Genomic DNA, 24,041 nt, shown 5'->3' on the forward strand with positions numbered 1-24,041 from the left:
CCATGCCGATGACCGCCGACGCCGTGCCGCCCCGGGCGGCTCCGGCGGCGCGCTCCGCGCCGGACCGGCTGCTCGCCGTGCTCGCCGCCTTCGACCACGACCACCCGGCGCTCACCCTCACCGACATCAGCCGCCGGGCCGGGCTCACGCTCACCACCACGCACCGGCTGGCCGGCGCGCTCACCGAGTGGGGCGCGCTGGAACGGGACGCGTCCGGCCTCTACCACGTGGGGCTGCGGCTGTGGGAAGTGGCGGCCCTCGCCCCGCGCGGGCTGGCGCTGCGGCAGATCGCGCTGCCGTACCTGGAGGACCTGTACGAGGCGACGCACGAGAACGTGCAGTTGGCGGTCCGTGACGGCGGCGAGGTCGTCTACATCGAGTGGCTCTCCGGGCGTTCGGCCGTCGGCGTGCACATCCGGGTCGGCGCCCGCTGGCCGCTGCACGCGACCGGCGTGGGTCTCGCGCTGCTCGCGCACAGCGAGCCCGGCTTCCAGGAGGCGTACTGCGAGGGGCCGTTGGCCTCCTTCACGCCGTACACCATCACCGAGGAGGCGCGCCTGCGGCGGGTGCTGGCCGAAGTGCGGCGCACGGGGGCGGCGGTGAGCAGCCGTCAGGTCACCGACGACGCCCTGTCGGTAGCGGCCCCCGTACGCGGCCAGAGCGGGGAGGTCGTCGCGGCCGTGTCGGTGGTCGTGCCCCAACGCGGCGCCCAGGTCCCGGCGTTGGTCCCGGCCGTGCGGCTGGCGGGGCTCGGGATCTCCCGGGCCCTGGGCTGGCAGCCGGACGCTACGGGATGAGGCGCTTGGCGCCCACGGTCGTCCGCGTCGCGTACGTCACCATGGAGCCCGCGTGCGTGGCCGTCCCCCGGCAGATCAGCCGGCCGCGCCCCGCGTCCTTGGCGGGCAGGACCATCCAGCGGGCGGTGAGCCGGCCGCCCACGGGGATGCGGTCCGCGGTCACGGTGTCGAGGGCGCGTACCTGCCACCGGACGGGTGCCTGAAGGGCGAGCCGGGCGCCGGTCCAGGGCCGGGAGGAGCCGTTGGCGAAGGTGGCGGTCACGAGGAACTGCCCGTTCCGCCGGGTCACCTGGAGGGTGACGCCGAACGGCTCGCGCTCGTAGGTGTCGGACCACGAGGACCGCATGAGCCGCACCATCGCGTCGGCCTCGGCGGGCCGCGCCGCCGCGAGGTCGTCCTGCTCGCCGGGGTCCTTGGCGAGGTCGTACAGCTCGACATCCCACAGGTCGTCGGGCACGCTCCGGCTCCGGCCCGGCGCGAACCGCACCGCCTTCAGATCGCCCCGCCGCACCGCCTCGGCCAGGCTTCGCTGCCGGCCGCCGTCCTCGGCGGCGGCGGTCGGGGTGAACCCGCTGTGGTTGCGGTAGAAGTACAGGTGGTCGTGGCGGGCGGCATGAGCGCCGCCCTGCAGCAACGGGGCGATCGAGAGGCCGTCGATGTCCGACGGGGCGGGCGCGCCCGCGAGTTCGGCCAGGGTCGGCAGCAGGTCGGTCAGCGGGGTCGGCCGGTCGCTGACGCCGACCGGGACGCGCCCCGGCGACCAGGCGATGAGCGGTACGCGGATGCCGCCCTCGTAGAGATTGCGCTTCAGGCCGCGCAACGGGCCGCTCGCGTCGAAGAACCCGGGATCGGTGCCGCCCTCCTCGTGCGGGCCGTTGTCGCTGGTGACCAGGACCACGGTGTACTCGGCGATGTCGAGGTCGGTGAGCCGGTCGACGACACTGCCGACGAGGTTGTCGAAGGAGCTGACCTGGGCGGCGTGGGCCTTGTTGGGTCCGGTCCAGGGCTGGGCCGCGTACGTGCCGAGGTGCGGGTCGGTGCTGGGGGCGTGCGGGACGGTCGGCGCGAGGTAGAGCAGGAACGACTCGTCCTGGTGCGCGTCGATGAAGTCCAGCGAACGCTGCTGGATGAGGTCCGGCGCGTACACCTTGCGGGCCCCGCGCCGGTTCTGGGGGATCTGCCGCCGGGTGCCGTTGTCCCACAGGAACTTCGGGTAGTAGTCGTGCGCGTGGTGGTGCCCGAGGTAGCCGTAGAACTCCTCGAAACCACGGGCGTTGGGGTGGCTCGGCTGGTCCGGCCGCTCGGGCCCGAAGCCCCACTTGCCGATCAGGCCGGTCCGGTAGCCGCGGGCTCGCAGCACCTCCGCGAAGGTGAAGTCACGGTCGCTGAGGCTGGCCTGGCCCCCCGGGCCCCACGGGTTCTCACGCACGGTCGCGTGGCCGCTGTGCAGGCCGGTGAGCAGGGAGCAGCGCGCGGGCGCGCAGACCGGGGCGTTGGCGTAGGCGTCGGTGAAGCGCAGGCCCTCGGCGGCCAGGGCGTCCAGGCGCGGGGTCTGGATCAACTTCTGCCCGTACGAGCCGAGTTCGCCGTAGCCGAGGTCGTCCGCGAGGATCACCACGAAGTTCAGCGGGCGGTTCGGGGACTGGGCGGCGGGCACGACCGAGGCCGACGGACGGGCCGCCTCCGGGCCCTTGCCCCCCTTGCGGCTCTCGTGCGCGGTGCATCCGGCCACCGCTCCGGTCACGCCAACGGCGGCGGATCCGGCGAGGAATCGGCGGCGGCTGGGCATACGGGCTCCTGTTGTGGTTCGGCCGCGGGTGGTCAGGTCCGCGGCGGGTGGTCGTGCACGGTCGTGAAGAGGGCACTTGGGTGCACGACCCTGCACAGGGTACGAACACCGGGTTGCGGCAGTTCACCGGGGTGCCCTTGGGGCTCCGTACGACTCTGGACGGCGCCCGACCCTAGAGAGGGACAATCCAGCGATCCGGTTCCATCGGGCGAGGGCGAGCTTCGTCATCCGGCCCTGGAAATCCCTCGCACCGGTGAGGTCTTGGCCGTTCGCGCCCCGGATACTGAAACGGCCCTGGCCCCGAGGAGCCGCCGATGCCCGCCCAGTCATGGATCACACCCGTCGCCACACGGCTGCGGACGACGAACCCGTACGTCGACACCGCGCTCGCCGCGCTGGTGCTGTTCGCCGCCTCCCTGCAGTGGATCTTCCCTGACGAGAGCGACGACCGGCTCTCCTGGCAGGGGTTCCTCCTGGGGGCCGCCACCGCCGTGCCGCTCGTGTGGCGGCGCCGGGCGCCGTTCACCTCGGCCGTAGCCGTGTCCGCGGCCACGGTCGCCATGGCGCTCTACCACGCGCCACCGCCGGACGTGGCGTACGGCGGTCTGGTCGTCCTCTACACGATGGCCGCGCTCTCCCCGCCCCGGCAGCGGCGGTTCATGCTGGTGGGCTGGCTGATCGGTGCCTCGCTGACCATCCTCCACAAGGAGGACGCCCACCCCTTCGCGTACGCCTTCCAGTTGCTGACCTTCGTCGCCGCGTACGCGGTGGGCATGCTCAGCCGGGTCCAGCGCGCGTACGCCGGTGAGCTGGAGGACCGGGCCCGCCGTCTGGAGCGGGAGCGGGCCGCCGACACCGCCCGGGCCATGGCGCAGGAACGCGCCCGTATCGCCCGGGACATGCACGACATCCTCGCCCACGCGGTGAGCCTGATGGTGGTCCAGGCCGAGGCCGGGCCGGTGGTCGTACGCAGCGATCCGGCGCGCGCCGAGGCCGCGTTCGACGCGATCGCGGCAAGCGGACGCGACGCGATGACCCAACTGCGGCGCATCCTCGGCGTCCTCAAGGAGGAGCAGGTGAACGGGACGTCGGTCGCGGCCCTGCTCCCGCAGCCCGGCGTCGCCGCCCTGCCCGAACTGGTCCGCCAGGTCGAGGAGTCCACGGGACTGCGGATCGAGCTGCGCGGGTCCGGGGAGCCCCGCCCGCTGCACCCCGACACCGAGGTCGCCGCCTACCGCGTGGTCCAGGAAGCCCTGACCAACACGGTGAAGCACGCGTACGCTTCCTCTGCCCGGGTGAAACTGGACTGGACGGAGCACGAATTGACCCTCACGGTGACGGACGACGGTCGCGGCCCGGCGGAGGCCGGCCAGGGCGGCGGCCACGGTCTGATCGGGCTGCGTGAACGGGCCGCCGCATGCGGGGGCACCGCGTCCGCGGGCCGTGGGTCCGACGGCGGTTTCCGGGTCCTCGTCCACCTCCCGGCCGCCGTGGACCGGCAGACGGCGCTGGGGTGAGCATCCGGGTGGTCGTCGCCGACGACCAGGAACTGGTCCGCAGCGGCTTCAGCATGATCCTGGAGGCGCAGGACGACATCGAGGTGGTGGCGGAGGCCGGGGACGGCGAGGAGGCCGTCGCGGCGGTCCGGCGACACGCCCCCGACGTCCTGCTGCTCGACATCCGCATGCCCCGCATGGACGGCCTGGAGGCCGCCCGGCTGGTGTGCGCGCGGTCCGGCTGCCGGGTCGTCATGCTGACCACGTTCGACCTCGACGAGTACGTGTACGAGGCGCTCTACGCGGGCGCGAGCGGCTTTCTTCTGAAGGACGTCCGCCGGGACGACCTGGTCCACGCGGTCCGTGTCGTCGCGGCCGGCGATTCGCTCCTCGCGCCCTCCGTGACGCGCCGTCTGGTCGCCGACATCATCCGGCGCCGCCGCGCCGAGGCCGCCGTGGAGCCCCCGCCCCGCCGCCTCGACGCGCTCACCGCCCGCGAGGAGGAGACCCTGCGGCTGCTGGCCCGCGGGCTGTCCAACGCGGAGATCGCGACCACGCTGTTCGTCAGCGAACACACCGTCAAGACGCACGTCAGCAACGTGCTGAGCAAGCTGGGGCTCAGGGACCGCGTGCAGGCGGTGATCTGCGCGTACGAGACCGGGCTGGTGACACCGGGCTCGCCGTGAGGGACTGCGTCATGTCCCGGCCCTCAGGGCCGGTCAGCCGGAGAGCCCTTCGTAGACGGCCGCGAGGAGGAGGAAGCCCCGCTCGTCGCCGAGACCTCCCTCGTCGATCATCTGGTTCATGACGTACGACACGGCCATGCGGGCGTCGAGGTCGACCACGATGAGCGAGCCGCCCCAGCCGCCCCAGAAGCAGGTGCGGGGGTTGGGCAGCTGACCCGCGTTCAGGCCGTAGCCCATGCCATACCGCATGGGCACGCCCAGCACCCGGTCCGTGCCGTGGAACTGCTCCTCAAGGACCCGCTCACAGCCCTCCGCCGACAGCAGCCGCACCCCACGCGCCGCTCCGCCGCAGGCCAGCACCGGCTGCACGGCGGCCGCTGTTCGATCGTTGGTTCGCCTCCGGGGCGCCAAAGCCTGTGTCGAGAGGCCGAACGTGCTCAACCCTCCTTCCGTCGGGCCTGCGCGCTCCCCCACGCTCGGCTTCGCTCGCGCGGGGGGACCCCCATGGCCTCTCGACACAGGCGCGCCCCTTCGGCTCACGCGGGCATTGCCGTGGCCGTTCGCGGCCGGGATCTCGGCGCGCCGCCAGGCGGGGGTGTTGGCGACGCCGGGCGGGACGGTCGGACTGCCGGGGCCGTCGCGCGGCGGGAACACGGGCGGGGCGTCCTTCGGCGCGGGCGGCGGCAGCAGGATCGGGGCCACCCGGTGGTCGTGCTCGGCGGCCAGCCCGATGTGGAAGTCGGCGCACAGCGGGCCGGTCACCTCTTCGGCGAGGAAGGTGCCCGTGCTGCGGCCGGTGACCCGGCGGACGACCTCTCCGATCAGGTGCCCGTAGGTGACGGAGTGATAGCCGGCCTCGGTTCCCGGCTTCCAGGCCGGTTCCTGCGCGGCGAGCCGGGCGGTGGCGGTCGGCCAGTCGTACAGGTCCTCGACCGTCATCGGTCCGCTCCAGGCCGGCAGGCCCGCCGTGTGCGACAGCAGATGCCGTACCCGTACGTCCTCCTTGCCCGCCGCGGCGAACTCGGGCCGGTACGCGGCGACCGGCGCGGCCAGGTCGAGGGCGCCGCGGTCGGCGAGGACGAGCGCGCACAGCGCCGCCATGGTCTTGGTGGTGGACCAGACGTTGGTGATGGTGTCCCGCTCCCAGGGGACCGTGCGGGCCGCGTCCGCGTAGCCGCCCCACAGGTCGACCACCGGCTCGCCGTCCACGTACACCGCCACCGAGGCGCCCACGTCGCGGTCGTCCGGGGAGGCCGCCAACGCCTCGCGCACCGGGGCGAATTGGTCCGTACACGTGCCGTGTGTGTCCGGCATGGGCGGAATCCAGCGCGGTTGCCCGGCGGAGCCACCGAAAATGCGCACCCGTTGCTCGCGCGCCGGACACCAAGCGGGTCCGGCGAAGTCCAGTGCGGTTCGGCAGCGCCCCAGAGAGGCGCGGGGCGGTGACATCAGCGGCTCCGCCGCGGGGCGCGACCGGCCATGACGGACCCGCGGGTGATGCACCGAACCTCCAGCGGAGCGCTCGGCCGAGTACGGGCCCCTCGCTCCGAGGAGTGAGACGGCCACTCGTATCCGTCGTACGGGGGAGTCCCCAAGACCGCTCCCACCGGCGATCCGGTGACCACCCGCCCGGCAGCACGCTGTGAGCCATGACAACCGAACCGCCGGGAGGCACCTCGTGCTAGAGACCATCGCCCGGACGGCGACCCGCCGTCCGCTCACCGTGATCTTCGTCTGGCTGCTCATGCTGGTGATCGGCTTCGGTCTCGGCACGGGTGTGTTCGGGCGGCTCGTCGACTCCGTGGCCGACGTCCCGGGCACCGAGTCGGAACGGGCCGCCCAGTACCTCGACGACACCGACCCGGCCGGTGAGTCGATCACCGCCGTCGTCGCGGGCGCCGCGGTCTCCGACCCGGGCCTCAGGTCCCAGGTCGAGACCGCCGTCGCCGACGTGAGGGAGATCGCCGGAGTGGCCGCCGTCCCCGATCCCTACACCACGCCGGGTCTGACCGCCGAGGACGGGCAGGCCCTGATCATCCCGGTGAGGCTCGACGGCGGCCTGGACGACGACGCCGAGGAGACAGTCCTCGACACCGCGGTCGACCGCATCCACCGGATCGACGCACCCGACGTCCACGTCAGCGGCGGCCCGTTGCTCGGCCTGCAGATCGGCGAACGGGCCCAGGGCGACGTGGCACGCGCCGAGATCATCTCCCTGCCCGTCGTCCTCGTCCTCCTGCTCGTCATCTTCGGCGGGCTGCGCGCCGCCGGGCTCCCGCTGGTCATCGCGGTCAGCGGCATCGCGGGCGCGTTCCTGGCGCTGTTCGCCTTCAGCCAGGTCACCGACATCTCCGTGTACGCGATCCAGGTCACCACGATGCTCGGCCTCGGACTCGCCGTGGACTACGCCCTGTTGATGGTGGTCCGCTTCCGCGAGGAACGGCGGCACACCGACGACGTGATCGAGGCCGTGCACCGCACCGTGGCCCGGGCCGGGCGGACCGTCCTGTTCTCCGGGCTCACCGTCGCCGTCAGCCTGACCGGGCTGCTGGTCTTCCCCAGCCCGTTCCTGCGCAGCATGGGCCTGGCCGTGGCCGCCGTGGTCGTCGTCGACATGCTCGCCGCGCTCACCCTGCTGCCCGCGCTGCTCGCGAAGTTCGGCGGGAAGATCACCCCCGCGCGCCCGAAACCCGGCGTCGAGGAGGGCCGCGTCTTCGCCCGCCTCGCCCGCTTCTCCGCCCGGCGCCCGGCCGTGATCCTGGCCACGGTCGTCCCCGCCCTGCTCGTCCTCGCCCTGCCGGCCGCCGACATAAAGATCAACATCGGGGACGCGCAGCAACTCCCGTCCAGCACCGAGGCACGGCAGCTCTACGACACGGTCGACGCCCACTTCCCGCCGGGAACCGGGGTCAGCACCATCACCGTCGTCCTCCGCCCCGGCACCGAACCGGCCACGGCCGACCGGATCCGGGCCCTCTCCGACACGACCGAGTCCCGTACCGTGCCCGGCGGCACCACGGTGCTCAGCATCCGGCCGCCCGGCAGCGTCGACGGCGAAGAGGCCACCGGCCTGGTCAAGCAGGTACGGGAGATCCGGGGCGACGATCCCGTCGAGGTCACCGGGGTCGCGGCCCGCCTGGTCGACTTCCGCGAGATGCTCGCCGAGCGCGCGCCCTGGGGCGTCGCCATCGTCCTCGTCGGCATTTTCACCCTCCTGTTCGCCTTCACCGGATCGGTCCTGATCCCGCTCCGTACGATCCTCACCACCCTGCTCAGCCTGGGCGCGGCGCTCGGCGCGGTGGTCTGGGTCTTCCAGGACGGTCATCTGGCCGGGCTGCTGGGCACCCAGGGCCTGGGCTCGCTGAGCCTGACCGCGCCGCCGCTGATCGTCGCGATCGCCTTCGGGCTCGCCATGGACTACGAGTTGTTCATCCTGGCCCGCATGCGCGAGGTCCGGCGGCAGACCGGCGACGACCGCGAGGCCGTCGTCGAGGGCCTGCGCCGCTCCGGCCGCGTCGTCAGCTGCGCCGCGCTCCTGCTCGCCGTCGTCTTCGCCGCCTTCATGACCGGCGGCTTCTCCCCCATCCTCCAGATCGGCCTCGGGCTCACGATGGCCGTCCTCATCGACGCCACCGTCGTCCGCATGCTCCTCGTCCCGGCGACCATGACCCTGCTCGGCCGGCACGCCTGGTGGGCCCCGGGTCCGCTGCGGCGGGCGCACGACCGGTTCGGGCTGCGGGAGGAGGACGAGACACCCCAGCCCAGCCCGCAGGAACTCACTCCGAGCGCCTGACGACGCCGAAGAGCGTCACCAGAGACAGTCCGTCCCCGCCGCCCGGCGGGTGACGGACTTCTCCGCGAGGTCGGCACGGAACTCGTGACAGCCTTCATACCGCACCCCCTCCAGCGGCCTGACCCTGGCGACGACGATGACCTCGGCGGACGACCGCTCCGTACGCACGGGCTCGGCGACCGGGTCGTCGACCGCCGGCTGGCCCATGGCGTCGGTCCTCGGCAACGCGAAGGCCTGCCGCAGTTCGGTGTCCGTGAGAGTGCCGTCCGTGAGGGCTTGTTCGAGGCGTTGCTCGATCCTCCGTGCGCTCGCGTCGAGTCGGTCCCGCTTGTCGGCCTCCTGCCGCGCGTCCCGCTCCCGGTCGATGCGATAACAGCCGTCCGGCTCCAGCTTCTCGGCGGTCACCGCGCGTGGCGCCCGCACCCGGAACTCGTAGCAGTCCTTGCCTTGCGGGCCCGTGCCCCCGGACAGCCAGGCCAGCGCGGTGAACCGGCCGCCCTCGGTATCGGTGGCCTGGATGCCGACGCCCCACGTGCCCCAGACGGGGGCGCCGGCAGCGGCCTCGGTACCGCCCCCGGCCACCGCCGCGCGGAGTTCGACGGTGATGTCCTCGACGACGTCCGCGGGATCGCGGTAGAGCCTGCGCGAGCTGAACCGGCATGCCTCGGACGGGACTTCGCGCACGGAGACCGGCGGCGGGGCGTCGGCCGGGACCACCTCGAAGCGGTAGCAGCCTGCGGCGTGACCGGAAGGGCCGAACCCGCCGCCCACCTGCCCCATGAAAGGCGCGGTCACCGTCACCCGCCGGCCGTCCCGTCGGACGTCGCTCCGGCTCTTCCCCAGAGTCCGTACCGCCCGCTCGATCTCCGTACCCAGCAGCGCTCCGTCCCCGGCGGCGTCCGAGAGCCTGTCCCGCGTCCCGTTCACGGACGACGTCACCTGGTCATGTGCCTCGTCGTCGGCCTGCCCGTCCTCGATCCGCATCCACACCAATGAGCCCACGACCAGCACCAGGGCAAGCGCCAGCACGGTCAGACACCCGTCGGTCACACATCCCCCGCGTCTCGCCATGCCCCCACGCTGCCCGAGACCCGCACCCGGCACCGCACACGTGTCCGACACGTGACCGAAGGGGCGTTCATGCGAGACCGACGAGCCAGGGTGCCGTTCGTGGAGACGGATCCGGCGCGTCACCTCGCAGCGCCGCTCGCAACCGAGAAGGTGACTGCTTCACCTCTTGACGGTGTGAGTGACAGAGAGCACATTGGCCGCGCACTCCCTTTTGAGAGCGCTCTCAGAACGGAACAGGACCGGGCCCACGGGTCGACCACCGGGCCCGGGGCGAGCGCTCCGCACCCGCGCACCCCCACCCCGTACACCTGAAGAGGTACCCATGAGGGAAACTTCCGGCATACCCGGACGCGGCCGCCTGAGGCGCGTACTCGTCGCCGTCGTCAGCGCGTTGAGCCTGGCGGCGGCCGGGGCGACGGCCGCGCAGGGGGCCGCTCCCCCGCCGCCCAGCGGCTGGACCGAGGTCTTCGTCGACGACTTCGACGGCGCCGCGGGCACCGGCGTCAACACCTCCAACTGGCAGTACGCCACCGGCACCGGCTACCCCGGCGGCCCCGCCAACTGGGGCACGGGCGAGATCGAGACCATGACCTCCAGCACCGACAACGTGGCGCTGGACGGCAACGGCAACCTCCGGATCACCCCACGGCGCGACGCCGCCGGCAACTGGACGTCGGGCCGCATCGAGACCAACCGCACCGACTTCCAGCCGCCGTCGGGCGGAAAGCTGCGCGTCGAGTCCCGCATCCAGATGCCGAACGTCACCGGGGACGCCGCCCGCGGCTACTGGCCCGCGTTCTGGATGCTGGGCGCGCCCTACCGCGGCGACTACTGGAACTGGCCGAGCGTCGGCGAGCTGGACATCCTGGAGAACGTCCAGGGTCTCAACACCGTGTGGGCGACGATGCACTGCGGCACCAGCCCGGGCGGCCCCTGCAACGAGACGGTCGGCCTCGGCGGCTCCACCGCCTGCCCCGGCGCGACATGCCAGGCCGGCTTCCACACGTACGCCCTGGAGTGGGACCGCTCGACGAGCCCGGAGGAGATCCGCTTCTACGTCGACGGCACCAACTACCACACGGTACGGGCGAACCAGGTCGACGCGACGACCTGGGCCGACGCCACGAACCACGGCTTCTTCATCATCCTGAACGTGGCGATCGGCGGCGCCTTCGTGGACGCGTTCGGCGGCGGCCCGGACGGCGCGACGGTGCCCGGCCACGCGATGGTCGTCGACTACGTCCAGGTGCTGTCGGCCAGTGGGAGCGGTACCACGCCTCCGCCGACCGGCAACCGTGACGCGTACAGCGCGATCCGGGCCGAGTCGTTCGACGGCCAGAGCGGGGTGGCCACCGAGTCCACCACCGACTCCGGCGGCGGCCAGAACATCGGCTCGCTCGCCCATGGCGACTGGGCGCTCTACCGGGGCGTCGACTTCGGCTCCACAGCGGCCACTCAGTTCTACGGCCGGGTCGCGAGCGGTGCCGCCCCGGGTGTGAGCGGTCTGGTCGAGGTGCGCCTCGACAGCCGTACGAGCGCGCCCATCGGGAGTTTCGCGGTGGGCAACACGGGCGGCTGGCAGTCGTGGCGGACGGTTCCGGCGAACATCAGCGGGGTCACCGGGACCCATGACGTGTATCTGACCTTCACCAGCGGCCAGGCGCAGGACTTCGTGAACGTGAACTGGTTCGACTTCGGCCGCTGAAGCCACTGAAGCCGGCTGACCGGCACCTTGCTCGAAACGGGGCTCCACGCGCGCGTGGAGCCCCGTTTCGGACAACCGCCGCCGGGCGGGCGTCCCCTTCTGCCTGCGCACCGGCAAGCGTCTCGGCCACCGGGTCACCGAGATCGCGATCGTCATCCGCGTGCAGCCGGACGAGGGCATGACGGTGCGCTTCGGTTCGAAGGTGCCGGGTACGTCGATGGAGATCCGGGACGTCACGATGGACTTCGTCTACGGCGAGTCGTTCACCGAGTCCAGCCCGGAGGCGTACGAACGGCTGATCCTGGACGTACTACTCGGTGACGCCAACCTCTTCCCCCGCCATCAGGAGGTGGAGGAGTCCTGGAAGATCCTCGACCCGATCGAGGAGTACTGGGACGTACACGGCAGGCCCGCGCGGTACGCGTCGGGCAGCTGGGGTCCAGAGGAAGCCGACGAGATGCTCGCACGAGATGGACGGAGCTGGCGCAGGCCATGAAGATCGACCTGACCGACACCACGGCAAGCAAGATCAACAAAGCGCTCGTGCAGGGGCGCCGGGCCATCGGCACCCCCGCCGTGGGCATGGTCCTGACGATGGTGATCGTCACGGACGAGGAGAACGCGTACGACTCGATCAAGGCCGCCGAGGAGGCCTCGCACGAGCACCCCTCGCGCACCCTGGTCGTCGTCAAGCGGCACGCCCGCACCCCGCGCGACCGCACCAAGTCGCACCTGGACGCGGAGATCCGGGTGGGCTCCGACGCGGGCACCGGCGAGACGGTCGTGCTGCGGCTGTACGGCGAAGTGTCCGACCACGCCGACTCCGTGGTCCTGCCGCTGCTGCTGCCGGACGCGCCCGTTGTCGTGTGGTGGCCGGTGGACGCGCCCGACATCCCCGCCAAGGACCCGCTCGGGGCCCTCGCCCAGCGCCGGATCACCGACATGTACGCCGTCGAGCACCCGCTCGTCGCGCTGGAGCAGCGGGTCGTCTCCTACGCGCCCGGCGACACCGACCTCGCCTGGACGCGTCTGACGCCGTGGCGCTCCATGCTGGCCGCGGCCCTCGACCAGGCCCGCACGGAGATCGTCTCGGCCGCCGTCGAGAGCGAGGCGGAGAACCCGAGCGCCGAACTCCTGGCCCGCTGGCTGGAGGCACGGCTGAACGTCACGGCCGAGCGGGTGGAGACCCCCGGTCCGGTCGTCACCGCCGTACGGCTCGGCACCGAGAAGGGCGAGATCCTCATCGACCGCCCCGAGGGCCCGCTGGCCACGCTCCACCTCCCCGGCCAGCCCTCCCGCACCCTCGCCCTGAAGGTGCGCCCCACCTCCGAGCTGATCGCCGAGGAGCTGCGCCGCCTGGACGCGGACGAGATGTACGCGGTGGCGCTCCGCGGTGACAACGGCAGCGTCCAGTTGGATTAGCGATCCGTAGCGATCCCGTGGCAGAACGTCACGCGCACGCCCGGCGCCCAGGCGACGTCGGGCACCCTCCTCGGTGAGGTCGCGAGAGCTCACCGACCAGCGTCCGGAGGGACGTGCCACGAGGACTGACGGCTTCCGCTGTTCAGCACCAGGGCACGAAGACGACTGGCTCACATCCCTGAGCAACACGGGGGATCCCTAAGCCAATCAGAGACGCTCGACGGGCCGCGTGTGGTGTGGGTGATGGTCCCCGCCGGAGCCCCCACCCAGGCGGTCGTCGACGAGCTGGCGGGCCTGCTCGACGCCGGCGACGTCGTCGGTGACAACTCCCGGTGGACGGACGACGAGAAGCACGCGGAGGAGCCGGGCGCGAAGGGGATCGGTTTCGCCCCCGCCGCCCCTACCCGTCCCACATCCCCCAGGAGCTGCCGCCACTTCGACCCCGCTCGGGGGCTGCGCCTCCGGGTCCCCGCTGGGGAGGACCGACCGCGGCGCGGCCCCGCAAACAGCGTCCGAAGATCCTTCTGCGGATTTCCGCGTACGAGTGCCGCGCTTCGCGGAATTGGCCGAATCTCGTACGTAGTCATCGAGTTGAGAGCGCGCGCGGGCTCGGTCGGCTGATCTAGGTTGTTGATCAGCCAATCGAAACAACGTTCCCAGGAGGCGCACTCGTGTCCGAGCCCGACCCCCGGCTTGTCGCCGCCGAGCAGATACGTGCCCGGATCGACACGACCAAGCCGCACTCCGCGCGCTTCTGGAACTACTTCGTCGGAGGCAAGGACAACTACGAGGTCGACCGGGAGATCGGCGACCACATCAAGGAGATCTTCCCCGGGCTGGTGGACGTGGCGCGCACCAGCCGTCAGTTCCTCGGGCGCGCGGTGCGGTATCTGGCCGTCGAACAGGGCGTACGGCAGTTTCTGGACATCGGCACCGGGCTGCCGACCGCCGACAACACCCACGAGGTGGCCCAGCGTGTGGCACCGGACGCGCGCATCGTCTACGTCGACAACGACCCCATGGTCCTCGCCCATGCCCGTGCCCTGCTCGGCAGCACCTCCGAGGGGGCGACGGCGTACCTCGACGCCGACCTGTACCAGCCCGAGTCGATCCTTCAGGCCGCCGCCGGCACGCTCGACTTCGACCGGCCGATCGCGCTGATGATCCTCAACACGCTGGGGCACGTCGCCGACTACGAGCAGGCCCGGTCGCTGGTCGCCCGCCTCATGGCCGGCCTGCCGGCCGGCAGCCACCTCGTGATCAGTGACAGCACCGCTACGAGTGAGGGCATGATCGCGGCGTCGGAGGCGTACAACTCGAGTGGGGCCGTGCCGTATTACGTGCGCAGCGTCTCGGAGATCGGCGGGTTCTTCGACGGGCTCCAGCTGGTCGATCCGGGGATCGTTCAGGTGACGAAGTGGCGGGCGGGGGATGGGGTTTCGGACGTGTACGTGGACGCGTACGGGGGCGTGGGCCGCAAGCCGTAACGCCGCCCTACCCGTCCCATCCTCCAAGGGCTGCCGCCCCTTCGACCCCACCAAGGGGGCTCCGCCCCGGTGCACCTTGCTGGTGCCGCATCAGACAACGTTCGCCTTGTTCGACTGCGGCTTTGGTTCGAAGGGGCGCGACCGCGGCACGGCGGCGGATGAGGACGTCGGCCAACAAAGCCCGCGCCAAGTCGAGAATCCCTGGACGGGCGGGCTGCTCTTCCGCCTAGAGTCTCGATCATGTTCAAGTCAGGGGTGGGGTTCCTCGCGTTGTTCGGGCTCGGCTGGTGGCTGCTGGGCTCTAGCGCATTCGACGGGTTGATGCGGCAGGTCCTGGTCGTAGTTGGCTGTGCCGTCATGGTGGGGCTGATGCTCGCCGCGCGCCGTTTCCTTCCCTCGTCGGCAGGGGGACCATTCCCCGCTGGCCGACGTCGGCGGTTCAACCAGATCAACGGGCTCCAGTGGCTGCTGATCATCGCCATCGCCGGGGTCTGCCGTCACGTCGGGATGCCGGTGCTCATTCCCCCGCTGATCGCGGTTGTCGTCGGGCTCCACTTCCTGCCGTTGGCGGCGGTGTTCGAGCAGCCCCGACTGCGAATACCGGCGGCCCTGTTGATCGCTTCCGGGGCGGCGGGCATGACCGTCTGGCTCACGAACGGCCCGGACGAGACCGTTCGCCTCGTGGTGGGCCTTATTTCTGCGCTCTCCCTGTGGGGCATGGCGATATGGACAGTCGCAGGGACGGCATCCGCTGCCGAGCAAGGGGCAGCAAGCGAGAGATCTGGCGGCGCGTGACAGCCACCCTGTCTTGGTGGCAGAGCGAGTACGCGTGCGTGAGATCGATGACGAGGGGCGGCGGCTGCTGCGGATCATCCGCAGGGGCATCGGGTCGGTGGTGACCTGGCGGCGGGCCCAGATGGTCCTGCTGTCTGCGCAGGGCATGCCAGTGGCGAAGATCGCCGAGGTCACGTTCACCAACGACGACCGGGTTCGCGACGTGACCCACAACTTCAACGCCGACGGCTTCGCCTCGCTCTACCTGAAGTACAAGGGGCGGACGAAGTACAAGGGGCGAACGGCCGAAGACGTTCACACTGCCTGAGCGCCGCGAGGCCAAAAGATCGCCAAGTTCAAGCCGACCGACCACGACCTCGCGTTTTCCACCTGGAGCCTGACCAAACTGGCCGACTTCCTGGTCGCCGAGGAGGTGGTCGACGACATCAGCCACGAGGGCCTGCGCATCCTGCTCCACGAGGAAGGCGTCACCCGCCCCCCCCCGGAAGAACTCGGCACCGTGCGCGGGTGGGTGCGGACGCCTGCTGTGGGGTGGCCGGACATCGCTCCCGCCGGGAAGTCGGACGTGCCGCGTATGCCGGTCCGTACGGCGAGAGACAGGCGCCTGACCGTCGTACGCGGCCCCGGCAGCACAAGGGGGCGCCGTCGGCAAGCCGAACACGCTGACCTGCCGCTGATGAAGCAGGCTCTGACCCGCTACCAACTCCAGGCGTCCGACGTGCCGCCCGAGTCCCCCGAAGTGCTCGCCGCCCGTCTGCGCAAGGCTTGGAAGCTGTGGCACGCCCACGGCGACCACCGCAGTGGCATCGTCGCCCTCCTGCCCGGCCTGCTCGCCGACACCCAGCGCGCCACCCGCATCCTCGAAGGGACGGACCGGCGGCGGGCCCTCGTCACCATCGGGCCCCGGCCGCTCGTCCTCCCCGAGACAGCGACCGGGCTCTCTCGTACCCGCGCGCGTACGGCGAAGACCAACCCCTCCGCAGCCCTACGCGTCGCACGTGCCCGGGCTCAGCTCCGCGGGATCCCGTACGCCCGCTCCACGCGCAGCCTCAGCACAAGCCGCTGGTCCCGGACCATCGCCGCGCGGTAGTCGTCCCAGTCGGGGTGCTCTCCCTGCACGTCCCGGTAGAGCCGGACCAGTTCCTCGACCGTCGAGTCATGCGGATCCCGGGCCACGGGAGTCAGGTCGGCGACGCCTTCGACGACGGTGTACGCCCAGCGGTCCGGGCTGGTCACGTGGTAGGAGACCCGCGGATCCCGGCGCATGTTGCGGGTCTTGGCCCGGGGATCGGTGATCGAGACCCGGACGGTGCGTTCGTCGGGGTAGTAGGCGTGGTTGACGTTGGAGAGCTGGGGACGGCCGTCGGCCTTGAGCGTGACGAGCACCCCACCGTCGTACTCGGAGAGGAGCTTGAGCAGTGCGTCCTGCGTGGTGTCGTGTGGGGCGTCCTGAGTCATGCCCGGTCAACGCCTCGGGGAGCGTGGCCCATTCCGGGCGGGCCCCGCCCATTCCGGGCGGGCTCCATCGACGGCCTGACACGGTTGCGGCCCCGTCGGCCGGGGTCGCGCCGGGGCCCGCGTTGCGGGTCCTGGCGGTCGTGGCGGCGCTCGGCGCCCCGCTGTGCATCAGGCCGCCCGGACTCGGTGCCCCGCGGAGGGTTGGTGCGCGGTCCGTAAGGGACGATGAAGGGGAGGACGTGCGAGTGCCGTGGCCCGGGTCGGACCGGTGACCTGAGGTGAGGCAGCGGTCCGGGGGCGGGTCGGTGCCCCGGGTGAACCGGAGGAGAAGATGGGACGACTGCGACAAGAGGCCGAGCCGGTCGAGGCCGGGCTCGATCCGAAGGCGCTGGCCCGGCTGGACCAGCACTTCGCGCACGAGGTGGAGGACGGCCGGCTGCCCGGTTTCCTGGTGTCCGTCGCCCGCCACGGCCGCGTCGCCCACCTGACGACGTACGGCCATCGCGACCGCGAGGCGCGGCTGCCCGTCGAGCCGGACACGGTGTGGCGGATCTACTCGATGACGAAGCCGGTGACGTCGGTGGCCGCGCTGATCCTGATGGAGAAGGGACGGCTCGGCCTGGACGACCCGCTCTCCCGCTATCTGCCGTCCTTCGCCGAACCCCGGGTGTACGTGTCCGGCTCGGGCTCGGAGACCCGCACGCGCCCGGCCGGGCAGCCGATCCTGATCAGGCATCTCCTGACCCACACGGCGGGGCTGACCTTCAGCTTCTACCACTCCCACCCCGTCGACGCCCTCTACCGGGACGCGGGCCTGGAGAACTCCTCCCCCGCGGGCGCGGACCTGGAGCGGACGTGCGAGGCGTACGCGGAGCTGCCCCTGCAGTTCGAGCCGGGCACGGAGTGGAACTACTCGGTCGCCACGATCGTCCTGGGACGAGTCATCGAGGTCGTGTCCGGCCAGTCGCTCGACAAGTTCTTCGCCGAGCGGATCTTCGCACCGCTCGGGATGGCGGACGCGGGCTTCCACGTCACGGACGAACAGGCCACGCGGCTGGCCCAGTTGTACGCGGAGACCAAGGAGGGCGGGATCACGCCGGTGCCCGGGCTGCCGTTGCGCGGCCGTCCGCGGTTCCTCTCCGGCAGCGGCGGACTGGCCGCCACGGCCCACGACTACCACCGGTTCATGGAGTTCCTGCGCCGCCGCGGTGAACTCGACGGCGTCCGGCTGCTCTCCCCCGAGACCGTCGACGCGATGACCACGAACCAGCTCCCGGGCAACGCCGACCTGCACACGTACGGCAGCCCCTCCCACCGGCTGCCGGGGAACGTGGGCGTCGGCTTCGGCCTCGGCGTCTCGGTCGTCATCGACCCCGCGGTGACCGAAGCCCCGTCCTCCACGGGCATGTTCGGCTGGGCCGGTGCCGCCACCACGACCTTCTGGGTCGACCCGCGCCGGGACCTGACCGTCCAGTTCATGACCCAGGTACGCCCGGCGTCGTCCAACACGGTCTTCCCCGAGCTGAAGCGGCTGATGCACGAGGCGGTGACCGGCTGAGGGCGCCGAGCATGTGATGACCGGCGACCAGCCAATACGCTGAGCCCCGCACGGACGGGCGAGGAGTTGCTGAGAAAGGGAACCGGTGGACAACCTCGGGAGCGGGGACGGCGGGCGGACGGTGCACAACTCGGTGTCGGGTGACGCCGTGATACACGGCCATGTCGTCCAGGCGGACGTGATCCAGTCCCTCACGATCGCCGCCCGGTCCCCCAGGCCCCGGCCACGGCAACTCCCCCCGTGCATCGAGCTGTTCGTCAACCGCACCGACGAGGTCGCCGAGCTGACCCGGGCCATGGCGACCCACCGGGTGATCTCGGTGTGCGGTCTCGGCGGGGTCGGCAAGACGCAGCTCGTGCTCCATTGACATCCTCCCCCTCTTTTAAAAGAGGGGGATTCCAGCCCGGGTGGGTTGGGGTTCACGGGTGCTCGAACGGCCGTTGGCCGCTGTCACCCCTCCGGCACCGGCTGAGCGCCGGGGGCGGGGGATCCCGCCCTGTCCTGCCGCGACGTTGACTGCTGCGTTCTCGTCGGCGTTGCAGGTGAACCCGCAGGACACGCAGACGAAGTCGGCTTGGCTCTTGCGCGACTTCTTCTCGATCCATCCGCAGGCGCTGCACCGCAGAGACGTGAAGGGGGCGGGTACGTCCTCGACCCGGCCGGGGGCTTTGTGCTCGGTGCGCTGCCGGAGCAGGCCCCAGCCCTGGGCGAGGATGGCCCGGTTCAGCCCGGCCTTCTGCCTGACCTTCTTGCCGGGCTGTTCGGCCGTCCCCTTGGCGGAGGCGGTCATGTTCTTGATGTTCAACTTCTCGAACCACACCAGGTCGTGTGACTTGGCGAGCATGGTGCTGGTCTTCTCGCACCAGTCCTTGCGCCGGTCGACTTCGCGGGCCTTGAGCTTGGCTGCCTTGGCGTACTCGGCGGTCTTCCTCTCGCTGCCCTTGGGTGCGCGGGCGGCCCGCCGCTGGTGCTTGCGGATCTGCGCGCGTTCCCTGGCGGTGAGCTGCGGGCAGTTCAGCTTCCGGCCGTCCGACAGTGCGGCCGTGATGGTCACGCCCCGGTCGATGCCGATGACCTCGCCCGTACCAGGCGCCGGGATCGGTTCGGGGACGACCGCGAACGCGATGTGCCACTGCCCGTTCTTCAGCGTGACGCGGAACGTCTTCGCTGACGGGAGCCCGGTGCGGGTGAGGCGGAAGCGCACCCAGCCGCAGCCGGGCACCTTCACCTGCGCCCACTTGCGGTTGAGCTTCTGCACCATCACGGACCGGCCCATCACCTGCTTGCCCGTCTTGACGTTGAGCTTCGGCGTGCCGTCGTCGTCGAACTCCGGGACGCGGTCAGTGCCGATGACACGGAAGCCCTCGTGCACGAACTTCTTCCGCCAGGTCGGCTCACCGAAGCCGGAGGTGAACTTGGCGTTCCTGGCCTTGGCAAAGTCCTTCAGGGCCTGCTGCTGCACATCCGCGTTGCCCTGACGAAGCCATTCGTTATCGCGCCGGGCCTCGGTGAGCTGGCGGCACTGCTCAGCGAAACCGGGCGCGGACTTGCGGCCCTTGTACCAGTGCGAGTGCTGCTCGACGGCGAGGTTCCACACGTACCGGGCGTGCGCGCAGTGCAGGAGCATCTACTCTTCCTGCGCACGCGTCGGGTACATACGGAACCTCGCCTTGGGTTGATTATGGGTCTATTCTGGGTTCATGGTCAACTTCAATCTTCGGCTCCCCGACGAGTTGCACGAAGCCATCAAGGCTGCGGCGGTCCGTGAGGGACGCTCCCAACACGGTCAGATCCTGTGGTACTTGCGCCTTGCGACCGGCCTGAGCGAGACGCCGAATCGCCCGGACGGCGATTCGGCTTTCCCCGCCCCGCTACGCGGGAGCGGGCATTCACCCCGGCCCTGAAGGGGAGTCCTGAAGGACCGGGCACCCTGCCCGGAAGTCAGGTGGACCGGCAGCTCGGCGAACGCGGCAGGTCCGGCGAGATCCTGCAGCGGTGGTTCTACGCTCACCTGGGCCTGACCGCCCCCGACCGGCCGCCCCTGCCCTCGCCCGTCCCACCGCCCGCCCCGAAGCACCGGTCCACCCCGTCGACGTACGACGTGACGGGCGGCCCGCTCCCCGACGGCACGGTCGAGGTGCTGCGCCGCCCGGTGGTCACGGGAGTCGACCCGCACGAGGCGCGCGGTTTCTACGCCCTGACCGACCGGGAGACCCACGCCATGCACCCAAGAGCGCGGAGGTCATGGCCCGTACCGTCGTCGACGCCGAGCTCCCGCCCGCCGAGTGGGTCCACCGCACGGCCGGGCGGCTCCCCGATCTGAACGTCGTCGTCGCACCGCTCGCCGACGACCGCTGTCTGCTCCGGCTGCGCGGCGGCACCCTCCTGGAGGCCCACGCCCACCGCCCCTGGGGCACCCCGCGCCCCCGCCTCGACCCCCTGCTCCTCGGCTCCGCCTTCAACCTCTGGTGGCTCGCCGAGCCGACGCGGGACGCGGCCGCCGACGCCGTCGCCTCGGGGCTGCGGATCCGGACGGGCGAGCGGGTGGTCGAGGTGTCGTTCACGGACGAGGACGGCGCAGGACGCCGTCCGGGTGCGGCTTCCTAGGCCTCTCCCTCCTGGAACGTGAACTCCACCCCGTCCTCGGCCAGTTCACGCAACCACTGCTCCGACCGCTCCGCCGTCTGAGCCGCTCGGGCGAGGCCCGCCGGGAGGGAGCCGTCGAGGATGTGACGGACACCGAGTGCCAGGGGCCGGGACACGCAGCGGGCCATGGCGCTCTCCTCAGGGGTGCCGACCAGGTCGAGGAGGTAGCGGCCGGACCAGGTCCGGCCCGAGCCGCCGTGCACGTCGAGGGAGACGGCGAGGACGACCCGGTCGCGGTCGGCCTCCGTGGTCGGGTAGCGCGCCGCCAGTTCCTGGGCCAGCGCGGCGATGCGCTGGTCGTCGCCGCGCTTCAGCTCCTCGAAGACCGGGGCCCAGGCGGTCAGCCAGCCGTCCAGGCGGAGGGTGCCGCGGACGAAGGTGCGGGGCTTCCAGGCGGGCGGCAGGGCGTACTGGTCGACGAAGGGGACACTGTCGCGGTTGGGGTAGGCCTCGAAGGTCTCGCCGTCGATCACCTCGGGACGCGTGGCCTCCCAGGGGCGCCGTGCCGTGGTCTCGGCGCCGTCCTCGATGTAGCGGGCCGGTGAGCGCAGGGCGTTGAGGACACCGGCGGGTGCCCAGCTGAAGCGGTACTTGAAGTCGTTGGGTACGGCCGGGATGCCGCCGCAGTACGAGGTCAGGCTGTACGAGGCGGCGGTCTCCGGCCCGATCGCCCGCTCCGCCCGCGCGATCAGGCTGTGCGCGAAGAGGTGGTCGATGCCCGGGTCGAGACCGGCCTCGGTGAGGACGACGAGACCGGCCGCCCTGGCCGCGGGCACCAGTTCCAGCACCGCGTCGGACACATAGCTGGAGCAGGTGAAGTGGGCCCGCGCCTCGACGCAGGCGCCGAGGAGTGAGGCGTGTTCCGGGGCCGGGAGCATGGAGACCACCACGTCCCCGGGGGCCAGCTCGGCCGCGAGCGCCGGGAGCGTGTACGCGCGGGGCTCGGCGCGGCCCGCGAGCCCCCGTGCCGCCAGGCTCCGCGCGGCGCGCTCCTCGGTGCGGTGCCACAGGCGTACACGCCCGGCGGTGTCGCACAGCGCGGCGAGCCCGCTGCCAGTGGACAGACCGGCCCCGACCCAGTGGACGGTGCCGCTCGCGGGGACGACTTCAGTCATCACCGAACTCCTTTTCTGCGCTGCTTCTACTGTGCTTCTACGCTGCTTCGCCGATGCCGAGTTCACGGCCCGCCTCGTGGAACCGTTCCAGACAGCGCCCCCACGGTCCGCCGGTCTCGAAGTCGAGCAGCTGGGGCAGCAGGGCGGCCGAGAAGTCGGTGCTCGCCTCGCGGGGCAGCAGGGACGGCAGGTTGTCGATGGCGATGAGGTCGAGCGGGGGCCGCTCGCGCAGTCGCCGTACGGGGTGGTCCCAGTCGGTGGTCGTGTCGTAGACCGGCAGGACGTTCATGGGCGAGCCGACGTCGACGGTGACATCGGCGAGGGTGCGCAGCCTGCGGTCCGGTCCGTCGAGGTCCTTGTCCGTCAGGAAGGGCGGGACCGGGCTGGTGGTGAGCACCGTGTTGACCATCAGCTCGTGGTCCAGCAGGGCCCCTCGGTCCAGATCCCGGGTCTCGGCCAGGTCCCAGCAGGTGGGTTCGACCCCGGCCTCGCCGAGCGCCACCCGCGCACCGCGACCGCTGCGGCCCAGGGCGCCGATCACCAGGGCGCTCATCTCGCCCCGGGAGGCGCGGAGTTCGGCCTCCAGCTCCTCCTTCGAGGTGGGCGTGAGCGGGGTACCGAGGACGCCCCGGTGGTGGAGCACGGCGAGGGCGGCGCCCATGTACCCGGCCCAGAAGCCGAAGGCGGCGAGCCTGCGCCCGTGGTCGTCCACCAGGTATTCGAGGTCGAGCAGGGTCCCTCCGCCGGCGGCGAAGCGGCGCAGCAGGGCCTCGGCCCCGGGCTGCCGCTTGTACGCGTGCCCGAAGAAGATGTGCCGGTGCTTCAGCTCACGCGGTTCGTCCGGGAGCTCCTTGAGCCCGACGATCACCGCGTCCGGCGGCGCCTGCGACCTCCACGCTCCCGCCGCCGCGATCCGGCACCCGGCCTCCTCGTACGCCTCGACCGGGAAGACGCGCTGCGGCGACTCCTCGACGGTCAGCGTCACCCCGCTCTCCACGAGCCGCCGGGCGTCGGACGGCACGACCGGGGTGCGGCGTTCGGTGGTGCGGGTCTCGTGGCGGAGCCACAAGTGGAGCCGAGTCATACGAGGTGGACCTCCGGGCGCAGGGCGTCGGCGGAGAACCGGTCGACGCTCAGGGGGCTTACGTCGACGAAGGGTACGCGGCCCAGGTACAGGTCACGCACCACCTCCCCGACCGCCGGTCCCTGCAGGAAGCCGTGCTCGGAGAATCCGGTCGCGTACAGGAAGCGCGAGCACGAGGCCGCCTCGCCGATCAGGGCGTTGTGGTCCGGGGTGATCTCGTACAGGCCCGCCCAGCCGCCCGTCCGGCGCAGGTCCAGCAGGGCCGGGGCGCGCCGCTCCATGGCCTCGTACAGGCGCGGCATCCAGCGGTCATGGGTCTCGGTGGCGAAGCCAGTGGCCTCGTCGGGGTCGGACATGCCGATCAGGAGGCCGGGGCCCTCGGTGTGGAAGTACAGGCTGGAGGTGAAGTCGATCGTCATGGGGAGCCCGGGCGGCAGGTCCGGCACGGGTTCCGTCACGGCGATCTGGCGGCGCAGCGGCTCCACCGGCAGGTCCACGCCGACCATGGCCCCTATCGCCCGGGACCAGGCGCCGGCCGCGCACACGAGCGTGTCGGTGGCGATACGGCCCTTGCCGGTGACCACCGCCGTGATGGTGTCGCCGCGCGTCTCGATCCCCGTGACCTCGCAGTGCCGCAGCACGGTCGCGCCGTGGCGGCGGGCCCCGGCCGCGTAGCCGTGGACCATGGACTCGGGCGCGCAGTGGCCGTCGTCGGGCGAGTAGGCGGCGGCCACCAGTCCGTCCGCGCTGATCGGCGGGGAGAGCCGCTGTGCCTCGGCCGGGTCGAGCATGCGGCTGGGGACGCCGAGGGAGTTCTGCAGCCGTACGCTCGCCTCGAACCGCTCGGCCACCTCCGGCGTCGACAGCAGGAACAGATGGCCGACCCGGTGCAGCCCGATGTCGTGCCCCGGCTCCTCACCGAAGCGTGCGAACGCCTCCAGGCTGCGGGCGCCGAGCTGGATGTTGAGCTCGTCCGAGAACTGCGCCCGCACCCCGCCCGCGAGGTCGACCCGGAGGCGAGTTCGTCCCGCTCGACGAGCACCACGTCGGGCACGCCCGCGCGGGCGAGGTGGTAGGCGACGCCGGCGCCCACCACTCCACCACCGACCACGACGACACGCGCGCTACGGATCATGGGA

19 protein-coding genes and 4 pseudogenes are annotated in these 24,041 nt (G+C 71.7%); 15 read left to right on the plus strand and 8 right to left on the minus strand.

Going from position 1 to position 24,041, the window contains the following annotated elements; genetic code table 11:
- The first annotated feature begins 2 nt into the window (after positions 1-2).
- Complete coding sequence (locus ACWD3C_RS18760; RefSeq protein ID WP_451145208.1) at positions 3-797, plus strand: IclR family transcriptional regulator; 795 nt, start codon at positions 3-5, stop codon at positions 795-797.
- Here ACWD3C_RS18760 and ACWD3C_RS18765 read toward each other — a convergent pair.
- Positions 787-2,586 carry a sulfatase-like hydrolase/transferase gene (locus tag ACWD3C_RS18765; protein ID WP_451145210.1) on the minus strand — a complete coding sequence of 600 codons (1,800 nt, stop codon included), beginning with the start codon at positions 2,584-2,586 and terminating at the stop codon, positions 787-789. The genes ACWD3C_RS18760 and ACWD3C_RS18765 overlap by 11 nt on opposite strands.
- A gap of 314 nt (positions 2,587-2,900) precedes the next feature.
- On the opposite strand from ACWD3C_RS18765, the gene ACWD3C_RS18770 reads away from it, so the two are divergent.
- Positions 2,901-4,103, plus strand: a complete 1,203-nt coding sequence (locus tag ACWD3C_RS18770) for a sensor histidine kinase (RefSeq protein ID WP_451145212.1) — start codon at positions 2,901-2,903, stop codon at positions 4,101-4,103.
- Positions 4,100-4,768, plus strand: coding sequence for a response regulator (locus ACWD3C_RS18775; RefSeq protein WP_451145214.1), 669 nt, complete (start codon positions 4,100-4,102; stop codon positions 4,766-4,768). Before ACWD3C_RS18770 ends, ACWD3C_RS18775 begins: the two co-directional genes overlap by 4 nt.
- Positions 4,769-4,801: 33 nt before the next feature.
- On the opposite strand, the gene ACWD3C_RS18780 is transcribed toward ACWD3C_RS18775, so the two are convergent.
- Positions 4,802-6,082: a serine hydrolase domain-containing protein gene (locus ACWD3C_RS18780; protein ID WP_451145216.1), complete on the minus strand. Its 1,281-nt coding sequence runs from the start codon at positions 6,080-6,082 to the stop codon at positions 4,802-4,804.
- A 364-nt stretch (positions 6,083-6,446) separates the two neighbouring features.
- Between ACWD3C_RS18780 and ACWD3C_RS18785 the strand changes: the two genes are divergently transcribed.
- Positions 6,447-8,561 (plus strand): MMPL family transporter, encoded by a 2,115-nt coding sequence (locus tag ACWD3C_RS18785; RefSeq protein WP_451145218.1) that lies wholly within the window; start codon positions 6,447-6,449, stop codon positions 8,559-8,561.
- Between the two features lie 15 nt (positions 8,562-8,576).
- Here ACWD3C_RS18785 and ACWD3C_RS18790 read toward each other — a convergent pair whose 3' ends face one another.
- Positions 8,577-9,632, minus strand: coding sequence for a hypothetical protein (locus tag ACWD3C_RS18790; RefSeq protein WP_451145220.1), 1,056 nt, complete (start codon positions 9,630-9,632; stop codon positions 8,577-8,579).
- Positions 9,633-9,954: 322 nt separating this feature from the next.
- Here ACWD3C_RS18790 and ACWD3C_RS18795 point away from each other — a divergent pair, with 322 nt between their 5' ends.
- From ACWD3C_RS18795 to ACWD3C_RS18825, 7 genes and pseudogenes are all read left to right on the plus strand, one after another.
- The gene (locus ACWD3C_RS18795) at positions 9,955-11,337 is read left to right on the plus strand and encodes a glycoside hydrolase family 16 protein (RefSeq protein ID WP_451145222.1); all 1,383 of its coding nucleotides are present in this window, start codon (positions 9,955-9,957) and stop codon (positions 11,335-11,337) included.
- Positions 11,338-11,407: 70 nt separating this feature from the next.
- Positions 11,408-11,833, plus strand: a pseudogene (locus ACWD3C_RS18800) (glucose-6-phosphate dehydrogenase); the annotation flags it as partial.
- Complete coding sequence (opcA, locus tag ACWD3C_RS18805) at positions 11,830-12,759, plus strand: glucose-6-phosphate dehydrogenase assembly protein OpcA (protein ID WP_451145224.1); 930 nt, start codon at positions 11,830-11,832, stop codon at positions 12,757-12,759. The pseudogene ACWD3C_RS18800 and the gene opcA, both read left to right, overlap by 4 nt.
- 210 nt (positions 12,760-12,969) lie before the next feature.
- A pseudogene (locus ACWD3C_RS18810) lies at positions 12,970-13,146 on the plus strand (6-phosphogluconate dehydrogenase); the annotation flags it as partial.
- 284 nt (positions 13,147-13,430) lie between these two features.
- A complete protein-coding gene (locus ACWD3C_RS18815; protein WP_451145226.1) occupies positions 13,431-14,246 on the plus strand; it encodes an SAM-dependent methyltransferase in 816 nt (271 codons plus the stop codon).
- Between the two features lie 240 nt (positions 14,247-14,486).
- Positions 14,487-15,041 (plus strand): hypothetical protein, encoded by a 555-nt coding sequence (locus ACWD3C_RS18820; RefSeq protein ID WP_451145228.1) that lies wholly within the window; start codon positions 14,487-14,489, stop codon positions 15,039-15,041.
- A 16-nt stretch (positions 15,042-15,057) separates the two neighbouring features.
- Positions 15,058-15,513, plus strand: a pseudogene (locus ACWD3C_RS18825) (helix-turn-helix domain-containing protein); the annotation flags it as partial.
- 536 nt (positions 15,514-16,049) lie between these two features.
- Here the strand turns inward: ACWD3C_RS18825 and ACWD3C_RS18830 are convergent.
- On the minus strand, positions 16,050-16,499 hold the full coding sequence (locus ACWD3C_RS18830) for a PPOX class F420-dependent oxidoreductase (RefSeq protein ID WP_451145230.1): 450 nt from the start codon (positions 16,497-16,499) through the stop codon (positions 16,050-16,052).
- A 331-nt stretch (positions 16,500-16,830) separates the two neighbouring features.
- Between ACWD3C_RS18830 and ACWD3C_RS18835 the strand changes: the two genes are divergently transcribed.
- Positions 16,831-18,057, plus strand: a complete 1,227-nt coding sequence (locus tag ACWD3C_RS18835) for a serine hydrolase domain-containing protein (RefSeq protein WP_451145232.1) — start codon at positions 16,831-16,833, stop codon at positions 18,055-18,057.
- Between the two features lie 85 nt (positions 18,058-18,142).
- A complete protein-coding gene (locus tag ACWD3C_RS18840; RefSeq protein ID WP_451145234.1) occupies positions 18,143-18,424 on the plus strand; it encodes a hypothetical protein in 282 nt (93 codons plus the stop codon).
- A gap of 15 nt (positions 18,425-18,439) precedes the next feature.
- On the opposite strand, the gene ACWD3C_RS18845 is transcribed toward ACWD3C_RS18840, so the two are convergent.
- Positions 18,440-19,684: an RNA-guided endonuclease InsQ/TnpB family protein gene (locus ACWD3C_RS18845; RefSeq protein ID WP_451145236.1), complete on the minus strand. Its 1,245-nt coding sequence runs from the start codon at positions 19,682-19,684 to the stop codon at positions 18,440-18,442.
- Positions 19,685-19,757: 73 nt separating this feature from the next.
- Between ACWD3C_RS18845 and ACWD3C_RS18850 the strand changes: the two genes are divergently transcribed.
- Both ACWD3C_RS18850 and ACWD3C_RS18855 read left to right on the plus strand, forming a co-directional pair.
- Entirely contained in the window at positions 19,758-19,961 is a 204-nt protein-coding gene (locus tag ACWD3C_RS18850) for an Arc family DNA-binding protein (RefSeq protein ID WP_451145238.1), read from the plus strand.
- A 340-nt stretch (positions 19,962-20,301) separates the two neighbouring features.
- Entirely contained in the window at positions 20,302-20,664 is a 363-nt protein-coding gene (locus ACWD3C_RS18855; RefSeq protein WP_451145240.1) for a hypothetical protein, read from the plus strand.
- Here ACWD3C_RS18855 and ACWD3C_RS18860 read toward each other — a convergent pair.
- The 3 genes and pseudogenes from ACWD3C_RS18860 to ACWD3C_RS18870 form a co-directional block, all read right to left on the minus strand.
- Positions 20,661-21,818, minus strand: a complete 1,158-nt coding sequence (locus ACWD3C_RS18860) for a saccharopine dehydrogenase family protein (protein WP_451145242.1) — start codon at positions 21,816-21,818, stop codon at positions 20,661-20,663. The two genes, ACWD3C_RS18855 and ACWD3C_RS18860, sit on opposite strands and share 4 nt — an antisense overlap.
- A 37-nt stretch (positions 21,819-21,855) precedes the next feature.
- A complete protein-coding gene (locus tag ACWD3C_RS18865) occupies positions 21,856-22,902 on the minus strand; it encodes a saccharopine dehydrogenase (RefSeq protein ID WP_451145244.1) in 1,047 nt (348 codons plus the stop codon).
- Positions 22,899-24,037, minus strand: a pseudogene (locus ACWD3C_RS18870) (NAD(P)/FAD-dependent oxidoreductase). Before ACWD3C_RS18870 ends, ACWD3C_RS18865 begins: the two are co-directional and overlap by 4 nt.
- Positions 24,038-24,041: the final 4 nt, after the last annotated feature.

It is taken from the genome of Streptomyces sp. NPDC002845, from assembly GCF_053591955.1.

Excerpts from the sequence above, each read along its gene's own strand:
- ACWD3C_RS18760 (WP_451145208.1), top strand. The coding sequence starts at position 3 with ATGCCGATGACCGCCGACGCCGTGCCGCCCCGGGCGGCTCCGGCGGCG.
- ACWD3C_RS18765 (WP_451145210.1), bottom strand. The coding sequence starts at position 2,586 with ATGCCCAGCCGCCGCCGATTCCTCGCCGGATCCGCCGCCGTTGGCGTG.
- ACWD3C_RS18770 (WP_451145212.1), top strand. The coding sequence starts at position 2,901 with ATGCCCGCCCAGTCATGGATCACACCCGTCGCCACACGGCTGCGGACG.
- ACWD3C_RS18780 (WP_451145216.1), bottom strand. The coding sequence starts at position 6,082 with ATGCCGGACACACACGGCACGTGTACGGACCAATTCGCCCCGGTGCGC.
- ACWD3C_RS18790 (WP_451145220.1), bottom strand. The coding sequence starts at position 9,632 with ATGGCGAGACGCGGGGGATGTGTGACCGACGGGTGTCTGACCGTGCTG.
- ACWD3C_RS18795 (WP_451145222.1), top strand. The coding sequence starts at position 9,955 with ATGAGGGAAACTTCCGGCATACCCGGACGCGGCCGCCTGAGGCGCGTA.
- opcA (WP_451145224.1), top strand. The coding sequence starts at position 11,830 with ATGAAGATCGACCTGACCGACACCACGGCAAGCAAGATCAACAAAGCG.
- ACWD3C_RS18820 (WP_451145228.1), top strand. The coding sequence starts at position 14,487 with ATGTTCAAGTCAGGGGTGGGGTTCCTCGCGTTGTTCGGGCTCGGCTGG.
- ACWD3C_RS18830 (WP_451145230.1), bottom strand. The coding sequence starts at position 16,499 with ATGACTCAGGACGCCCCACACGACACCACGCAGGACGCACTGCTCAAG.
- ACWD3C_RS18835 (WP_451145232.1), top strand. The coding sequence starts at position 16,831 with ATGGGACGACTGCGACAAGAGGCCGAGCCGGTCGAGGCCGGGCTCGAT.
- ACWD3C_RS18845 (WP_451145236.1), bottom strand. The coding sequence starts at position 19,684 with ATGCTCCTGCACTGCGCGCACGCCCGGTACGTGTGGAACCTCGCCGTC.
- ACWD3C_RS18850 (WP_451145238.1), top strand. The coding sequence starts at position 19,758 with ATGGTCAACTTCAATCTTCGGCTCCCCGACGAGTTGCACGAAGCCATC.
- ACWD3C_RS18855 (WP_451145240.1), top strand. The coding sequence starts at position 20,302 with ATGGCCCGTACCGTCGTCGACGCCGAGCTCCCGCCCGCCGAGTGGGTC.
- ACWD3C_RS18860 (WP_451145242.1), bottom strand. The coding sequence starts at position 21,818 with ATGACTGAAGTCGTCCCCGCGAGCGGCACCGTCCACTGGGTCGGGGCC.
- ACWD3C_RS18865 (WP_451145244.1), bottom strand. The coding sequence starts at position 22,902 with ATGACTCGGCTCCACTTGTGGCTCCGCCACGAGACCCGCACCACCGAA.